We start from the raw sequence: 14836 nt of genomic DNA on the forward strand, positions 1-14836 counted from the left end.
TACAAATATTAAACTAAAAGTGCTATATTAAATCTATGATTTAAAAGATTTTAGATGATGTTGTGCGCATAGGTAAAATGATTTAAGCGATTGTGTGATTTCGAAAATAAAATAATGAATCAAAGGAAAATGGCATGTCAGACGTAGTGATTGTCGGTGGCGGTATGGTTGGGCTAAGTTTATCTCTTATGCTTGCACAAGCGAATATACGTGTGAAGTTGTTAGAGGCCATTCAATATCCAAATACAGAAGAATCCAGTTTAGATTCATATCATTCAAATTTTGATGCAAGAAATAGTGCATTGTCCCGTCGCAGCGTCAGTATTTATCAAGAGCTTGGTTTATGGGATCGTTTAAAAAATTATGCTACTCCAATTTTAGAAGTTGATATAACTGAAGAGGGTGGCTTTGGCCATGCCAAGTTACTTGCACAAGAAGAAAAAGTAGAAAGTTTTGGGTCAGTCATTGAAAATGCATGGCTAGGTCGGGTGTTATTAAATCAAGTGCGACAGCATGACTTAATTGAGTTGATTGATGGTATAAAAGTGACAGCACTTCATCAAACTAGACAGTCTGCCACATTAACTGCTGAAAAAGATGGTAAGCAGTACGTTTTTGATTCACAAGTTGTGATTGCTGCAGATGGTCGCGATTCTTTCTGTCGAAAAGCAGTGGGCATTGGTGCAGATGTCCATGATTATGATCAAGTGGCATTGGTGACCACGGTGCAAACATCTCAGCCACATCAGCACGTTGGCTTTGAACGTTTTAGCCCGCTTGGTCCTTTAGCATTATTGCCACTTCATGGGCACAATAGACGTTCTGTGGTGTGGCCTGTTAAAAAAGGTACTGAAGCTGAATGGTTGGGTGAAGACAACGATCAACACTTTTTGAAGGCACTACAGCATACCTATGGTCAAAGAGCAGGCATATTTGAGAAAACAGCACCACGCTTTGCTTATCCCTTGTCACAAGTTTTAGCGCATCGTCAAGTTGCAGGACGGGTAGTATTGATGGGCAATGCAGCTCACACCATACATCCAGTTGCAGGACAAGGATTTAATTTATGTTTGCGTGATGCACATGTCTTGGTGCGTTATTTATCACAACAGCATATAAAAAATGCAGATCTTGGACAGTCTGAGGTGTTGTTGCGCTATGAGCAAGCACGTTTGAAAGATCAAAAACGTGTCATTCAATTCTGTGATAGCGTGGTCAAGGGATTTAGTAATCAACATCCAATCCTTCGATTAGCACGTAATGCAGGACTTATCGCGTTTGATCGGATTCCAGGAATCAAACCATTGGTTGCCAGTTATGCAATGGGGTTAAAAGCATGAGTAGTTATCATGATACGGTAATTGTTGGCGGTGGTTTGGTTGGGGGCTTAACGGCTCTACTTTTAGCACGATCAGGTATCGAAGCAATGGTGCTTGATGCAGCTCGTGCATTAGATGAAGAGAGTATCACAGCCAATATGGATTCAAGGGTATTGGCTTTAAATCCCGCCACAATTCATTTATTAAAACTAGTACAAGTTTGGCCATTAATTCAACGTTATGCACCCTATACAGGAATGCATGTTTGGAATAAAAATGGCGCAGGAGACATAGAGTTTGGTCATACCAGCCAAGATCGGCCACCAGAGTCTGAATGGTTAGGTGCAATGGTTGAGCCAAGTATTTTAAACTTAGCAATTCAGCAACGCATGAAAGCTGTATTGGCGTTTTATCATACAGATGTATCGATTGTAGATATCCTGCAAGTTCAAAATCAGTGGCAAATCAACTTAAAGAATGGAGAAAGCATTCAAACTAGGCTGTTGATTGGTGCAGATGGGGCAAAATCTTTTGTTCGTCAACAAGCAAACATTGACTTAAAAGTATTGGATTATCAACAATCTGCAATTGGCTGTGCAATCCACACGGAGTTGCCCAATCAATATGTGGCTAGACAAATATTTTTACCGACAGGGCCTTTAGCTTACTTACCGATAGCAAGTGAAACCGATGGCTTTTGGCAATCAATCGTGTGGACATTACCTACGTCATTATGTGAACAATATATGCAGTACAGTGATGATGAGTTTGCTCAGCAATTGACTCAATCGAGTTTATATATGCTTGGACAAGTGAAAGCTATTCGACGCCGTGCAAGTTTTCCACTTAAAGCATGTACTGCAGAACATTATGTTTTACCCGGGCTAGCATTGGTGGGAGATGCTGCACATGTTATTCATCCTTTGGCAGGACAAGGTGTAAATATTGGTTGCTTAGATGCAGCTGTATTGTGTGATACCTTGGTCAAAAGTTTATCCAAAACCACAGAGTGGGGCGGTATAGATGTTTTAAAACACTATGCTCAGCGCCGAAAAATGCATAATGAGCTGATGATGCATGGTATGACTGCGATGGAGTGGTTACAAAGTTCAAGTGTATCTTCTGTTATTTGGGCAAGAAGTTTTGGTTTAAAACAGGTCAATCAATCAAATTATTTAAAAAAGTTTTTCATGAAGCAAGCCAGTGGTCTGTCTATACTCAAGCAAACTATTTACAATTATTAACACTTCATAACAATTTGATAAGAAATTGATTTATATGCTCAAACACAAATTTATTTATACTACACCCATGAATAAATGACCAATACGTTAATTCAGCTTGGCTGTTGTTGCTTTGTTTAATATAGATGAAAAAGGGAATGTCATGGCAGATGTCGATGATTATGATGAAACAGATGACAATGATGTAGATGATTCAAGGAGCGAAGAAACTAAACAAGATACGGAAGAGCGTTTGCGCAAAGAAGCTGATGTTGCTGAAGCGGAAAGTTTGACTGTGACAGCAAAGCAACAAAAGCGCGCTTCGTTGGAAGATGAAATAGCTGCTTTTTTAGCAAAAGGTGGAAAAATTACCGAAGTACCTGCTGATGAAAGTGCAAATGATTGAGTAGTTTCTGCAATTAAATGTAATTTTTGTGATAAAAGTAGTTGCTACATGCCATTAAAACTTGGCAGTAATTTTTTTTAACTGATTGGAAAAAATTTACAATTTAAGTAAGGCACTGTTTTTTATAATGTAATAAATGATCGTTTATATGGATTTACTCAGATCATGCTAATTTTGTTAAACTTTATATTATTGTTATTAAAAGTTTAATTTTTGAAGCAGCTCTTGTATTATAGGCGTTCATTAGTTAAAACTAACTGGGGTAATTATATCTCAGTAATTAAACAAAAAATTTTAGGCTGAGCTTAAAAAAAACAAATTTATCTCTGGAGGATTCCATGAAACTGAGTCGTATAGCTCTTGCTACAGTGCTTGCAGCATCCCCGTTTGTGGTTGCTAATGCAGGCGTTACAGTAACTCCTTTGTTACTAGGCTACACTTTCCAAGACAGCACACATAATAACGGTACTGCAAACAAAAATGACAGATCTGATCATTTAACTACAGGTCCTGAACTACAAAACGATCTTGCGATTGGTGCTGCTTTAGGTATTGAGTTAACACCAGCAATCGATTTCGAAGCTGAATATTTACAAGTAAAAGGTGATGTAGACGGCGCGCAACAAGGTGCTGAATACAAGCAAAGACAAATTAACGGTAACTTCTTAATTAAAAGTGATTTATTCACTCACAATTACGACAGCAAAATCAAGCCATACATGCTAATCGGTGGTGGTTACTACAAATATGACTTTGATGGTGTACCACGTACATCGTACCAAAACCGTGAAGGCGGCTTGGCTAACGTAGGTCTAGGTGCGTTTTGGCGTTTAAATGATGCATTGTCTCTTCGTACAGAAGCGCGTGCGTCTTATAACATCAATGGTGACTTTTGGAACTATACAGCACTTGCTGGTCTAAACGTTGTAATTGGTGGACACTTGAAGCCAGCAGCACCAGTTGTTGACGTTCAACCTGTTCAACCAGCGCCACCACCAGCACCAGTTGTTGTTGAGCCAGCGCCAGCGCCACAAGAGTTAACTGAAGACTTGAATATGGAACTTCGTGTGTTCTTTGACACGAACAAATCTGTAATTAAGCCTCAATACCGTCCAGAAATCGCGAAAGTTGCTGATGCATTAAATCAATATCCAAATGCAACTGCTCGTATTGATGGTCACACAGATAACACAGGTCCTCGTAAATTGAACGATCGTTTATCTTTAGCTCGTGCAAACTCTGTTAAATCTGCACTTGTTAACCAGTACAACATTGATCCAGCGCGTTTAACTACTCAAGGTTTCGCATGGGATCAACCGATTGCTGATAACAAAACTAAAGAAGGTCGTGCTATGAACCGTCGTGTATTCGCTACAATCACTGGTAGCCGTACAGTTCTAGCTCAACCAGGTCAAGGTCAGTAATCTGATTTGATTTGAACATAAAAAAGGCCTCACATCTGTGAGGCTTTTTTTTATCAAAATTACATATCATTACGTGTTGTTAAGCAATGTAAATGATTTATAAGAATAATTTGTTATATTGGAATTATAGCAACATTTTAAAATAATGAATTAAACAATAAGGAGTAATACGTATGGGTATTTTTGATTTTGTAAAAGGTATTGGTAATAAAATTACAGGTAAAACAGAACAACAGCCTACAGAACAAAATGCACCAGCATCAACACCTGCTGCACCGCAAGAACCATCTGCTCAAGAAATTGCTAACCAATTACTATCACATATCCAATCACTAGGTTTATTAGTGAATAACTTATCTGTTAGCTATAACAGCACGACAGATACAGCGATCTTAAAGGGCGAAGTGAAAAGCCAAGCAGATAAAGAGAAAGTGGTATTGGCAGTGGGTAATCTTGAGCATGTTGCCCAAGTTGATGACCAATTGACTGTTGCAGAAAGTGCTGAGCCTACAGAAGAAAGCCAATTTTACACAGTAAAATCAGGCGACACCTTGTCAAAAATTTCTAAAGAATTTTATGGTGATGCTAACCAATATAATAAAATTTTTGATGCTAACAAGCCATTATTGACTGATGTGAACGCAATTTTCCCAGGTCAAGTATTGCGTATTCCTAAATAATCAGTGGTTCAAAAACAAAAAAGGTGCTCATGAGCACCTTTTTTGTTTTTGAACCAGTAAGAAGTAAACTGTTTTTCATGGTTTTGATCCTTAATCAATAGCTATGTTTTAATGCAAGTTTGGCTTGTTTTCGATCTTTACGATTAAGTGCTTTTGGTTTTTCTGTTTCATGCATTCCACCTTTATGCAATAAAGGAGATAGCGCAACATGGTTTCGCTTTTTTATGCATGATGGCGTTTTAAGTTTCATAAATTAAACCTATGAATTGAAAAGACATCAAAGCCTAGCATTTGCTAGGCTTTGAGTGAATTTTATGCAATTACACGCGATGATGCAACAAATAAATCAGTTGTTTTGGTCTGGGCGCATAGGTTGAACATCCATTTCCTGATAACCGATCAACTTTGTTTTATGTTTGAATTTATAAATTAACCATACAGCCAAAAATAGTGGAATGGTAATATAGGTTGCTAAAATTCCTTTCCAATCAACTTGGTCACTGATAAAGGCTTGGTAATTTTGTCCAAGCGTGATTAGTAAACATAGGGCAAATGCAAACAATGGCCCAAACGGGAACAACTTAGCTCGATAAGATAAGTCTTTCACTTGGTAGCCTTGAGCAACATAGCCTTTTCTAAAGCGATAATGTGATATTGCAATGCCAAGCCATACAATAAAGCCACACATGCCAGACATGTTTAAGAGCCAAAAATAAACTTCTTTTTCACTGATGAAATAAGTAAGTAAGCATAATGATGCCACAACCGTTGTCGCATACAATGCATTCATTGGCACACCACGACGATCAAGCCGTGCAAATATTTTAGGTGCACTTCCTTCTTTTGCCATATTCCAAAGCATACGAGTGGATGAGTACATACCTGAGTTTCCTGCAGACAATACGGCAGTTAGAATGACTGCATTCATCAAGCCTGCAGCAAATGCAAAACCTGCTTTTTCATACAGTAACGTAAATGGAGATACGGAAACATCATTATTATTTGCAGCTTGCATTAACAATGGATCATCATAATGTATGAGCGTGGCAATAATAAAAATACACAGTATATAAAACAGTAAAATACGCCAAAAGATTTGTTTGATGGCAAGCGGTATGGTCTTTTCAGGTGATTTTGATTCACCTGCTGCAACGCCAACCATTTCTGTACCTTGAAATGAGAACCCTGCAATCATGGCGACACCAATCATGGCTTGTAAACCACCGACAAAAGGCGCATCTTTATATTGCCAGTTGGCAAAAACAGCACTTGGTTCAGTCATCATGATTTTAAAAATCATGAAAATACCAAGCAAAATAAATAAGATAATGGCGACAACTTTAATGAGCGAGAAAACAAATTCACTTTCGCCAAAGCCTTTAACTGTCAGGGCATTAATCGCAAATATAATGCCAATGAAAGCCAAGCTCCACCATACTCCTGGGATATCAGGAAACCAAAATTTCATAATAAATTGGACTGCAACCAATTCAAAAGCCACAGTAATGGCCCAGTTGTACCAATAGTTCCAACCCAAAGCAAAACCAAAGCCTTTTTCAACATATTTACTGCCATATGTAAAAAAAGCTCCAGAGGTTGGATTGTGTGTTGCAAGCTCGCCAAGACTCGTCATTAAAAAATAAATCATGAGACCAATCAACGAATAAGCAAGTAATGCACCGCCAGGTCCAGCATTGGCAATGGTTGAACCCGAGGCAAGGAATAGTCCTGTACCAATCGATCCACCAATTGCAATCATGTTTAGATGACGAGCACCAAGCTTGCGCTGTAACTGCTTTGGTTGATTGTTTTCACTCATCTACTAATTCCTTTGTCATAAATTTTACGCAGTGGCATATAACACTTTGAAGCCACTTTGGTCTGCTTTTACCGTACAGTGTTTAAATGCCTGTTCAATTAGCACGGGATAATTTAAAAAGCGGTTTGCCACAATCCACAATTCGCCACCACGTTTTAAATGTGCTTTAGATTGAAGACAGAGTGCTTCACTCGCTGCATAGTGGGTTTGAATTCCTTGATGAAAGGGGGGATTACTTACAATGGCATGTAACCGAGTAGGTAATGAATCTATCCCTGTCACAGGTAAAAGCTCAAGTTGTGACGTGAGCTGATTGAGGTCAAATGTAAGTTCAGTTGACTTCAATGCAAAGGCATCTACATCTGCTGCATAAATGATATTTGCAGGATTTAGCTTGGCTAAATAACAACTAATGACCCCTGCGCCACAACCAAAGTCGGCAAGTTTACCTGATCTTACTTGCTTTAAATAGGGTAAAAGTACGGCTGTACCTTGATCTAAATGTGATTGACTAAATACACCAGGAAGGGCACAAATGTTAAGTTGTTGATCATTGACCTGAATGGTGTATTTTTTTACCCATGCGCTAAGTGGTTTTGCCGCAACAGTTTCTGATAAAGTGGTTTGCCAAAGTTGGCAGTGGCGGGCACTGTCTAGTTTGAGTGTTTCGCCATAACTCGACATTTGTTTTGCAGCACGTTCAATTCCCCCTTTTTTTTCACCCACTAAAAAGATAGGTGTACCTGCTGCCATATGGCTTGCAACTTGATGTAATAGGTATGCCAAAAGTTCTTTGGCTTTAGGAATAAAAATAATAATTTGGTCGTAAGCCTGCTGTGGAAATTCAATACCAAAGTAACTTTGTTTTTGTTGAGCTAAATGTTGTTGATATTCAGCATAATTCCATGTCCAAAAACAAGCAGATACAGAATTTCCTAGTGCTTCAGTTAAATCATCAATAGGTGCATTAATGAGCAGTACATGACCTTTAACATACGCTGTTTGTCGTAAAATAACTTCACTTTTTGCATCCATAATTTGTACTCGCTGTATGTATTTAAATGCTGCTATTGAGATTTTTGTTCAGGCAAAATGACATTCAAAATCAAGGCTGCAATACCACCTGTAGCAACACCTGAACTAAAAATATTACGTATCAACTCAGGCATATGCTTTAAAAAGTCAGGAACTTGAGCTACACCTAAACCAAGTGCCAATGAAATGGCAATAATGAGCAATGCACGGCGGTCTAGTTTAATCCCGGCCAAAATATTAATACCTGATGCGGCAACAGCACCGAACATCACCATCACAGCACCCCCTAAAACAGCTTGAGGTACTGCTTGAATTAAGCCTGCTATTTTGGGGAATAAACCCAGTAAAACCAACAATGCTGCAATCCATAAACCAACATAACGGCTCGCGATACTTGTTAGTTGAATGACCCCATTATTTTGTGCAAACACTGAGCTTGGGAATGTATTAAAAATCCCTGCGATGAATGAATTGACGCCATTGACAAGGACACCGCCTTTAATGCGTTGCATCCAAATAGGACCGCTGACAGGTTGCTGTGAGATTTTACTGGTCGCAGTAATATCACCAATGGCTTCAAGTGAGGTCACAAGATAAATAAATGCCAAAGGGATAAATAATGACCAATCAAAAGCAAAGCCATAATAAAAAGGGGTCGGCACTTGAACCACAGGTGCATTTTCAAAAGCAGAAAAATCAAGATGACCCATAAAGCCGGCAAGAATATAGCCGATCACTAAGGCCAACAAAATTGCTGAGCTTTTAATCCATACAATTGAAATACGATTTAATGCAATAATAATACATAACACACTGCATGACATGATGAGGTTGTCTGCATCAGCAAAAGTTCCTGTTGCCATAGCGCCATAACCACCACCCATACTAATTAAACCTTCTTTCACCAAGGTTAGGCCAATGAGCAGCACCACAACGCCTGTCACAAGTGGGGTAATCAATGCTTTTACCCAAGGAAGTATGCGAGATACACCCATTTCAATAAATGCGCCTGCAATGACTACTCCAAAAATAGCGGCCATCACATGCTGATACGGGGTTCCATTGGCAATCATTAAGCTGCCAATAGCCATGATTGGCCCAATAAAGTTAAAGCTTGTGCCTTGTACAATGAGTAATCCTGCACCTAAAGGTCCAAATTTCTTACATTGTAAAAAAGTTGCAATGCCTGAAATAATCAATGACATGGATAAAATCATGGTGGTTTCATGTGCAGGGACTTTTAATGCACCACAAATAAGAAGGCCTGGTGTTAAAATTGGAACTAAAATGGCTAATAAGTGTTGCAACGCAGCCAATATCGTAACAGACATTTTGGGACGATCATCGAGCGCTAAAATCAACTCAGATGATGTATCACTAGAAGATGGTAATGGCTTAGACATAAAAGTGTGATATAGATAAAAAATGGTGCTATTCTAATCGACTTACATGTCTTTACAAAATAAAACATGTGATCTCTTTTAAAAAATGTAACTGTCAATCGGTTCTAGCTACTAAATCGTAACTTTTTTTTGTATAATTTGCCCTCAAATTATAGGCGTATTGAAATTCATGTCATCAGATATTAAAAATCTCCGTAATATTGCAATTATTGCTCACGTCGACCATGGTAAAACAACTTTGGTTGATAAACTTCTTCAACAATCAGGTGCTTTGGGTGATCGTGCAGGCGAGATTGAGCGTGTTATGGACTCCAATGCGCTTGAAAGTGAACGTGGTATTACCATTCTTGCAAAAAACACATCTATCACTTGGTTAGACAAGCGTACTGACACAACTTACCGCATTAACATCGTGGACACCCCAGGACATGCTGACTTTGGTGGTGAAGTTGAACGTGTCATGTCAATGGTTGACTGTGTATTGCTTCTTGTTGACTCACAAGATGGTCCAATGCCACAAACACGCTTTGTAACATCGAAAGCTTTTGCACGCGGTTTAAAACCAATCGTTGTGTTAAACAAAGTAGATCGTCCAGGCGCGCGTCCTGATTGGGTAATGGATCAAGTATTTGATTTGTTTGATAACCTTGGTGCAAACGATGAACAATTAGACTTCCCAATTGTTTATGCATCAGGTTTAAATGGTATTGCTGGTCGTGAAGTGGATAACCTTGCTCCAGACATGACGCCATTATTTGAAACAATCGTAGATATTGTTGAACCACCTCAAGTGGATGCAGATGGTCCATTCCAAATGCAAATTTCGTCATTAGACTACAACAGCTTTGTTGGTGTTATCGGTATTGGTCGTATTCAACGTGGTTCAGTTAAACTGAATACACAAGTGACTGTGATTGATAAAGAAGGCAAAACACGTAACGGCCGTATTTTAAAAATCATGGGTTACCACGGTCTTGATCGTGTAGATGTTGATTCAGCGGGTGCAGGTGATATCGTATGTATCACAGGTATTGATGCATTAAACATCTCTGATACGATTTGTGATCCAAAAAATGTTGAAGCGTTACCGCCATTATCAGTTGATGAACCAACTGTATCGATGACATTCCAAGTTAACAATTCACCATTTGCAGGTCGTGAAGGTAAATTTGTCACTTCACGTAATATTCGTGAGCGTTTAGATCGTGAATTGATCCATAACGTGGCGTTACGTGTTGAAGATACAGACAGTCCAGACCGTTTCAAAGTTTCAGGTCGTGGTGAGCTTCATTTATCTGTATTAATCGAAAACATGCGTCGTGAAGGCTTTGAGATGGGTGTATCTCGTCCTGAAGTAATCATGAAAGAAGTTGATGGTAAAATTGAAGAGCCATATGAAAACGTAACTTTTGATGTTGAAGAACAGCATCAAGGTGCGATCATGGAGCAGATGGGTAACCGTAAAGGCGAAATGACCAATATGGAGCTTGACGGTAAAGGTCGTATGCGTATTGAAGCGACTGTTCCTTCTCGTGGCTTAATTGGTTTCCGTTCAGAATTCCTAACCATTACTTCTGGTTCAGGGATCATGACATCAAGCTTCTCGCATTATGGTCCTGCGAAGCAAGGTGCTGTTGCGAAACGTCAAAATGGTGTACTTGTATCAATGGTCAATGGTACATGTTTAGCATTTGCTTTATTTACATTACAAGACCGTGGTCGTTTATTTGCAGAGCCACAGCTTGAAGTCTATGAAGGTATGATCGTTGGTATTAACTCGCGTTCAGACGACATGACAGTGAACCCAACCAAAGCGAAGCAATTAACCAACATGCGTGCATCAGGTACTGATGAAGCATTAACGTTAACACCTGCGATTCGCATGACACTTGAACAAGCACTTGAATTCATCGAAGATGACGAGCTTGTTGAAGTAACACCAAAATCGATTCGTGTTCGTAAGAGATATTTAACTGAAAACGAACGTAAGCGTAATCGTGGTAAATAATTTTTAGAATATTAAAAAGCCGTCTATTTAGACGGCTTTTTTTATCTTTTAAAATAAAATTGTATGTTTCAAGTAGTTATTCCTTTTTTTTTCATTAAAAAAGATTAAATTAACTAAGATAAAAATAGAAGCTGACTATTAATGAAGGGGGATGACCTTCTTTAAGATCATAGCTTGTCGAAGATTATAGATAAAAATTGTGGAGATCATAAATGAGTATAATTAAAGAATTTAGAGAGTTTGCTGTTAAAGGCAACATGATTGACTTAGCGGTGGGTGTAATTATTGGTGGTGCATTTGGTAAAATTGTAGACTCTTTAGTGAAAGACGTCATTATGCCTGTGATTACGTTAATTACAGGTGGAGGGGTCGACTTCACCCAAAAGTTTTTTGTTTTAGGTCAAAACCCAAACAACTTACAGTCTTTAACTGACCTGCAAAAAGCAGGCATTAACGTACTGACCTATGGTAACTTTATTACTATTTTTATTAACTTTATTATTTTGGCATGGGTTGTTTTTGTCATGGTCAAACTTATTAATAAAATGCGCCGTAAAGAAGAAGAGGCACCTGCAAAGCCTGCTCCAACACCAGAAGATATTCAATTATTACGTGAAATTCGTGATGAGCTTAAGCTTCGTAAAGAAGGTTAATTTTGACGGATTGGTAGATACCGCATCTCATGTATGCGGTATGTGCCAAGCTGATGTAAAACTCTAATAAAACATCGCTACGTTCTTACTTCTGTTAATAAATAAAAACAATTAAAACATTAAAATTAATTAAAAATTACGATAAATTGGTTTCTGTTACATGGCGTTGCGAACACGTTTTTAATTATGAACAATGATTGATTAATTACAGCAGCCATATACATTAAGTAAAGCAAGCTAAGCATATTTATAAAAATTTCTTGATGGTTTGCATTCAAGTTAAATCATAAATTTAAAATAAACATCAATAAATAAAGGTAAATGACAATGTCAAAAGTTCTTGTAACAGGTGCAGGTAGTGGTTTTGGTCAGCATATCGTATTTGAACTTGCCAAAAGAGGCCATGAAGTTTATGCAGGGGTAGAACTTCCTAGCCAAATTACATTATTACATCGTGAATCGAAAGCTCATAATTTAGAACTTAAAGAAGTGTTTAAATTAGATATTACCAGTCAAACTGACATTACTCATGCATTAAAATTTGATATTGATATTTTAGTGAATAATGCAGGTGTAGGTGAAGGCGGCGCTTTAATTGATATCCCACAAGCTGCGTTAAAAAAACAATTTGAAGTGAATTTCTTTGCAACAGTTGATATCACTCAGCAGTTCCTTAGACAGTTTACAAAACGTAAATCTGGCCGTGTAGTTTTCATTTCGTCAATTGCAGGTTTAATGACAGTAAAATCAATTGGTGCATATTGTGCATCTAAGCATGCTTTAGAAGCTGCAGCTGAAGCATTTAAAGCTGAGTTGTCTGAAGAGTTTAATATCAGTATTGCAACCATTAACCCAGGTCCATATGAAACGGGCTTTAATGACCGCATGATTGAAGCAAGTAACAACTGGTATGACAAAGAAACAAGTGTCCTAAACCATGACAATCCTAAGTTTCCTTTAGAACAAGTCCCTGCAGAGCGTGATATTGCTCAATTTGTGGATGTGATTGTTGATCTAAAATCAAAATTCCGTAATGTATTCCCTGCAGAACAAGTAGAGACAGTGAAAACAACCCAAAAAGATCTTTGGGAAGCTTAAGCTTAAAGTAAGTTAAAAAAACTCGCTATTATTAGCGAGTTTTTTAATAGAATCGGTGTTATCGATAAAAAAAGCATGATGTTTACAGGTATCTCATGACACAGCATCCCTCATTAGGGCCACATGAAGGCAAAGAACTTGAACTGATGTTACAAGGTCAAAAAGATTTAGCGCTTTTTTATCAGTTTAGCCGTAAAACCCCGTCCTTCAAGTCGGGGATATAAGGCTGCAATCCGCTAGTCCCCCCTTGTGGGGATTAGTTAGGATTGCTAATGCGGTGTTTGCTGTTGCTGAATGTATTGTTTAATAATTCCAATGGGTGCTCCTCCACAGGACGAAGCGAAATAGCTAGGTGACCACAGGGCATTTCCCCATAATTTGTTTCTAATTTCAGGGTGCTTCTTTCGTAAAATACGGCTAGATGCACCTTTTAGACTATTCACTAGGCTAGAGATAGCAACTTTAGGTGGATAATTTACAAGTAAATGGACATGGTCGTGCTCACCATTAAACTCAACTAACTCTGCTTCAAAGTCTATACAGACACGCCCAAAGACCTCTTGCATGGTTAAAAGCATATCTTTTGAAAATACATCTCTACGATATTTAGCCACAAAGACTAAATGAACGTGCATGTTAAAAACACAGTGTCGACCTGTTCTAATCTCTTGACTATTAATCATAGACCAAATATATTAAAATAATGAAAACACTTAAATTACGCATAAAAGACAAACATTGCAAGGTGTTAGACCAACTCGCATCTGAAGTGAACTTTGTTTGGAACTATGTGAATGATTTGTGTTTTAAGCATCTCAAAAAAACAGGTCAATTCTTCTCAGCCTATGATGTTGCCAAATACACTAAAGGCACATCAAAAGAGTGTGGCTTACATAGCCAAACTGTGCAGGCAGTGACAGAAGAACTCATTACAAGACGCAAACAATTTAAGAAAGCCAAGCTAAATTGGCGTGTAAGCAATAAGAAATCTGCAAGACGTTCACTGGGTTGGATTCCATTTAAAAAAGTTGCTGTGAAGTACGCTGATGGTTATGTTCAGTATGGTAAGCATCAATTCAAATTATGGGATAGCTACGGACTCTCAAAATACAAAGTTAAGACAGGTGAATTTGTTGAAGATAGTCGTCGGCGTTGGTATGTCTGTTTAGTTGTAGAAGCACCAAAGATAGAGAAAACAACATCAACCACAGCCATTGGTATTGATCTAGGGCTAAAAGACCTTGCAACATGCTCAGATGGTGTAAAACTCAAAGCTCCTAAAATCTATCGGCAGTATGAACAAAAGTTGGGTATTGCCCAAAGAGCCAAGAACAAAAAACGTGTCAAAGCGATTCATGCCAAGATTAAGAATATTAGACAGAATATGTTGCATCAATTCACACACAAACTTGTGAATAGTCATGCAATGATCATTGTTGGTAATGTAAATGCCAAAGCATTAGCACAGACAAAATTAGCTAAGTCTGTACTCGATGCAAGTTGGACAACCTTAAGAACCATGCTCAAGTACAAATGCGAGAACGCAGGCGTATGGTTTGAGGAAGTCAACGAAGCGTATACCACTCAAACGTGTTCGTGCTGTAGCTCACGGCTCAGTAGTCCGAAAGGTAGAACAGGTCTTGGAATAAGGGAATGGCAGTGCATGGAGTGCGGTACGCTCCATGATCGAGATATAAACTCAGCACTGAATATTCTTGCGCTCGGACATGAGCGTCTCGCAGGAGGAATCCCCGTCCTTTAGGTCGGG

15 protein-coding genes are annotated in these 14836 nt (G+C 38.5%); 10 read left to right on the forward strand and 5 right to left on the reverse strand.

The window, feature by feature from the left end; all coding sequences use genetic code 11:
- Positions 1 to 134 precede the first annotated feature (134 nt).
- The 5 genes from CFY84_RS00760 to lysM all read left to right on the forward strand — a co-directional run bounded on the left by CFY84_RS00760 (position 135) and on the right by lysM (position 5052).
- Positions 135 to 1340, forward strand: a complete 1206-nt coding sequence (locus tag CFY84_RS00760) for an FAD-dependent monooxygenase (protein WP_088822246.1) — start codon at positions 135 to 137, stop codon at positions 1338 to 1340.
- Positions 1337 to 2563, forward strand: coding sequence for an FAD-dependent monooxygenase (locus CFY84_RS00765; RefSeq protein ID WP_088822247.1), 1227 nt, complete (start codon positions 1337 to 1339; stop codon positions 2561 to 2563). The genes CFY84_RS00760 and CFY84_RS00765 overlap by 4 nt, the downstream gene beginning before the upstream one ends.
- A 142-nt stretch (positions 2564 to 2705) precedes the next feature.
- Positions 2706 to 2948 (forward strand): hypothetical protein, encoded by a 243-nt coding sequence (locus tag CFY84_RS00770; RefSeq protein WP_088823346.1) that lies wholly within the window; start codon positions 2706 to 2708, stop codon positions 2946 to 2948.
- A gap of 338 nt (positions 2949 to 3286) precedes the next feature.
- Positions 3287 to 4372: an outer membrane protein Omp38 gene (gene omp38, locus CFY84_RS00775; RefSeq protein WP_088822248.1), complete on the forward strand. Its 1086-nt coding sequence runs from the start codon at positions 3287 to 3289 to the stop codon at positions 4370 to 4372.
- A gap of 173 nt (positions 4373 to 4545) precedes the next feature.
- Positions 4546 to 5052, forward strand: coding sequence for a peptidoglycan-binding protein LysM (lysM, locus tag CFY84_RS00780; RefSeq protein WP_088822249.1), 507 nt, complete (start codon positions 4546 to 4548; stop codon positions 5050 to 5052).
- 94 nt (positions 5053 to 5146) lie between these two features.
- On the opposite strand, the gene CFY84_RS11240 is transcribed toward lysM, so the two are convergent.
- The 4 genes from CFY84_RS11240 to CFY84_RS00795 form a co-directional block, all read right to left on the reverse strand.
- The gene (locus CFY84_RS11240) at positions 5147 to 5302 is read right to left on the reverse strand and encodes a hypothetical protein (RefSeq protein ID WP_171289009.1); all 156 of its coding nucleotides are present in this window, start codon (positions 5300 to 5302) and stop codon (positions 5147 to 5149) included.
- A 96-nt stretch (positions 5303 to 5398) separates the two neighbouring features.
- On the reverse strand, positions 5399 to 6871 hold the full coding sequence (locus tag CFY84_RS00785) for an amino acid permease (protein WP_088822250.1): 1473 nt from the start codon (positions 6869 to 6871) through the stop codon (positions 5399 to 5401).
- A 24-nt stretch (positions 6872 to 6895) separates the two neighbouring features.
- On the reverse strand, positions 6896 to 7906 hold the full coding sequence (locus CFY84_RS00790; RefSeq protein WP_088822251.1) for a class I SAM-dependent methyltransferase: 1011 nt from the start codon (positions 7904 to 7906) through the stop codon (positions 6896 to 6898).
- A gap of 32 nt (positions 7907 to 7938) precedes the next feature.
- Positions 7939 to 9309 carry a nucleobase:cation symporter-2 family protein gene (locus tag CFY84_RS00795; protein WP_088822252.1) on the reverse strand — a complete coding sequence of 457 codons (1371 nt, stop codon included), beginning with the start codon at positions 9307 to 9309 and terminating at the stop codon, positions 7939 to 7941.
- 169 nt (positions 9310 to 9478) lie between these two features.
- Here CFY84_RS00795 and typA point away from each other — a divergent pair, with 169 nt between their 5' ends.
- The 4 genes from typA to CFY84_RS11350 all read left to right on the forward strand — a co-directional run bounded on the left by typA (position 9479) and on the right by CFY84_RS11350 (position 13292).
- Positions 9479 to 11317: a translational GTPase TypA gene (typA, locus tag CFY84_RS00800; RefSeq protein ID WP_088822253.1), complete on the forward strand. Its 1839-nt coding sequence runs from the start codon at positions 9479 to 9481 to the stop codon at positions 11315 to 11317.
- A gap of 212 nt (positions 11318 to 11529) precedes the next feature.
- Complete coding sequence (gene mscL, locus CFY84_RS00805) at positions 11530 to 11970, forward strand: large conductance mechanosensitive channel protein MscL (RefSeq protein ID WP_088822254.1); 441 nt, start codon at positions 11530 to 11532, stop codon at positions 11968 to 11970.
- 327 nt (positions 11971 to 12297) lie between these two features.
- The gene (locus CFY84_RS00810; protein WP_088822255.1) at positions 12298 to 13068 is read left to right on the forward strand and encodes an SDR family oxidoreductase; all 771 of its coding nucleotides are present in this window, start codon (positions 12298 to 12300) and stop codon (positions 13066 to 13068) included.
- A gap of 95 nt (positions 13069 to 13163) precedes the next feature.
- Positions 13164 to 13292, forward strand: a complete 129-nt coding sequence (locus CFY84_RS11350) for a hypothetical protein (RefSeq protein WP_265734641.1) — start codon at positions 13164 to 13166, stop codon at positions 13290 to 13292.
- A 45-nt stretch (positions 13293 to 13337) separates the two neighbouring features.
- Here the strand turns inward: CFY84_RS11350 and tnpA are convergent, their stop codons facing one another.
- Positions 13338 to 13751, reverse strand: coding sequence for an IS200/IS605 family transposase (gene tnpA / locus CFY84_RS00815; RefSeq protein ID WP_088822256.1), 414 nt, complete (start codon positions 13749 to 13751; stop codon positions 13338 to 13340).
- A 20-nt stretch (positions 13752 to 13771) separates the two neighbouring features.
- Here tnpA and CFY84_RS00820 point away from each other — a divergent pair, with 20 nt between their 5' ends.
- Positions 13772 to 14830, forward strand: coding sequence for an RNA-guided endonuclease InsQ/TnpB family protein (locus tag CFY84_RS00820; protein ID WP_088822257.1), 1059 nt, complete (start codon positions 13772 to 13774; stop codon positions 14828 to 14830).
- Positions 14831 to 14836 lie beyond the last annotated feature (6 nt).

It is taken from the genome of Acinetobacter apis (assembly GCF_900197575.1).
Taxonomy (GTDB): domain Bacteria; phylum Pseudomonadota; class Gammaproteobacteria; order Pseudomonadales; family Moraxellaceae; genus Acinetobacter; species Acinetobacter apis.

Excerpts from the sequence above, each read along its gene's own strand:
- CFY84_RS00760 (WP_088822246.1), top strand. The coding sequence starts at position 135 with ATGTCAGACGTAGTGATTGTCGGTGGCGGTATGGTTGGGCTAAGTTTA.
- CFY84_RS00765 (WP_088822247.1), top strand. The coding sequence starts at position 1,337 with ATGAGTAGTTATCATGATACGGTAATTGTTGGCGGTGGTTTGGTTGGG.
- CFY84_RS00770 (WP_088823346.1), top strand. The coding sequence starts at position 2,706 with ATGGCAGATGTCGATGATTATGATGAAACAGATGACAATGATGTAGAT.
- omp38 (WP_088822248.1), top strand. The coding sequence starts at position 3,287 with ATGAAACTGAGTCGTATAGCTCTTGCTACAGTGCTTGCAGCATCCCCG.
- lysM (WP_088822249.1), top strand. The coding sequence starts at position 4,546 with ATGGGTATTTTTGATTTTGTAAAAGGTATTGGTAATAAAATTACAGGT.
- CFY84_RS11240 (WP_171289009.1), bottom strand. The coding sequence starts at position 5,302 with ATGAAACTTAAAACGCCATCATGCATAAAAAAGCGAAACCATGTTGCG.
- CFY84_RS00785 (WP_088822250.1), bottom strand. The coding sequence starts at position 6,871 with ATGAGTGAAAACAATCAACCAAAGCAGTTACAGCGCAAGCTTGGTGCT.
- CFY84_RS00790 (WP_088822251.1), bottom strand. The coding sequence starts at position 7,906 with ATGGATGCAAAAAGTGAAGTTATTTTACGACAAACAGCGTATGTTAAA.
- CFY84_RS00795 (WP_088822252.1), bottom strand. The coding sequence starts at position 9,309 with ATGTCTAAGCCATTACCATCTTCTAGTGATACATCATCTGAGTTGATT.
- typA (WP_088822253.1), top strand. The coding sequence starts at position 9,479 with ATGTCATCAGATATTAAAAATCTCCGTAATATTGCAATTATTGCTCAC.
- mscL (WP_088822254.1), top strand. The coding sequence starts at position 11,530 with ATGAGTATAATTAAAGAATTTAGAGAGTTTGCTGTTAAAGGCAACATG.
- CFY84_RS00810 (WP_088822255.1), top strand. The coding sequence starts at position 12,298 with ATGTCAAAAGTTCTTGTAACAGGTGCAGGTAGTGGTTTTGGTCAGCAT.
- CFY84_RS11350 (WP_265734641.1), top strand. The coding sequence starts at position 13,164 with ATGACACAGCATCCCTCATTAGGGCCACATGAAGGCAAAGAACTTGAA.
- tnpA (WP_088822256.1), bottom strand. The coding sequence starts at position 13,751 with ATGATTAATAGTCAAGAGATTAGAACAGGTCGACACTGTGTTTTTAAC.
- CFY84_RS00820 (WP_088822257.1), top strand. The coding sequence starts at position 13,772 with ATGAAAACACTTAAATTACGCATAAAAGACAAACATTGCAAGGTGTTA.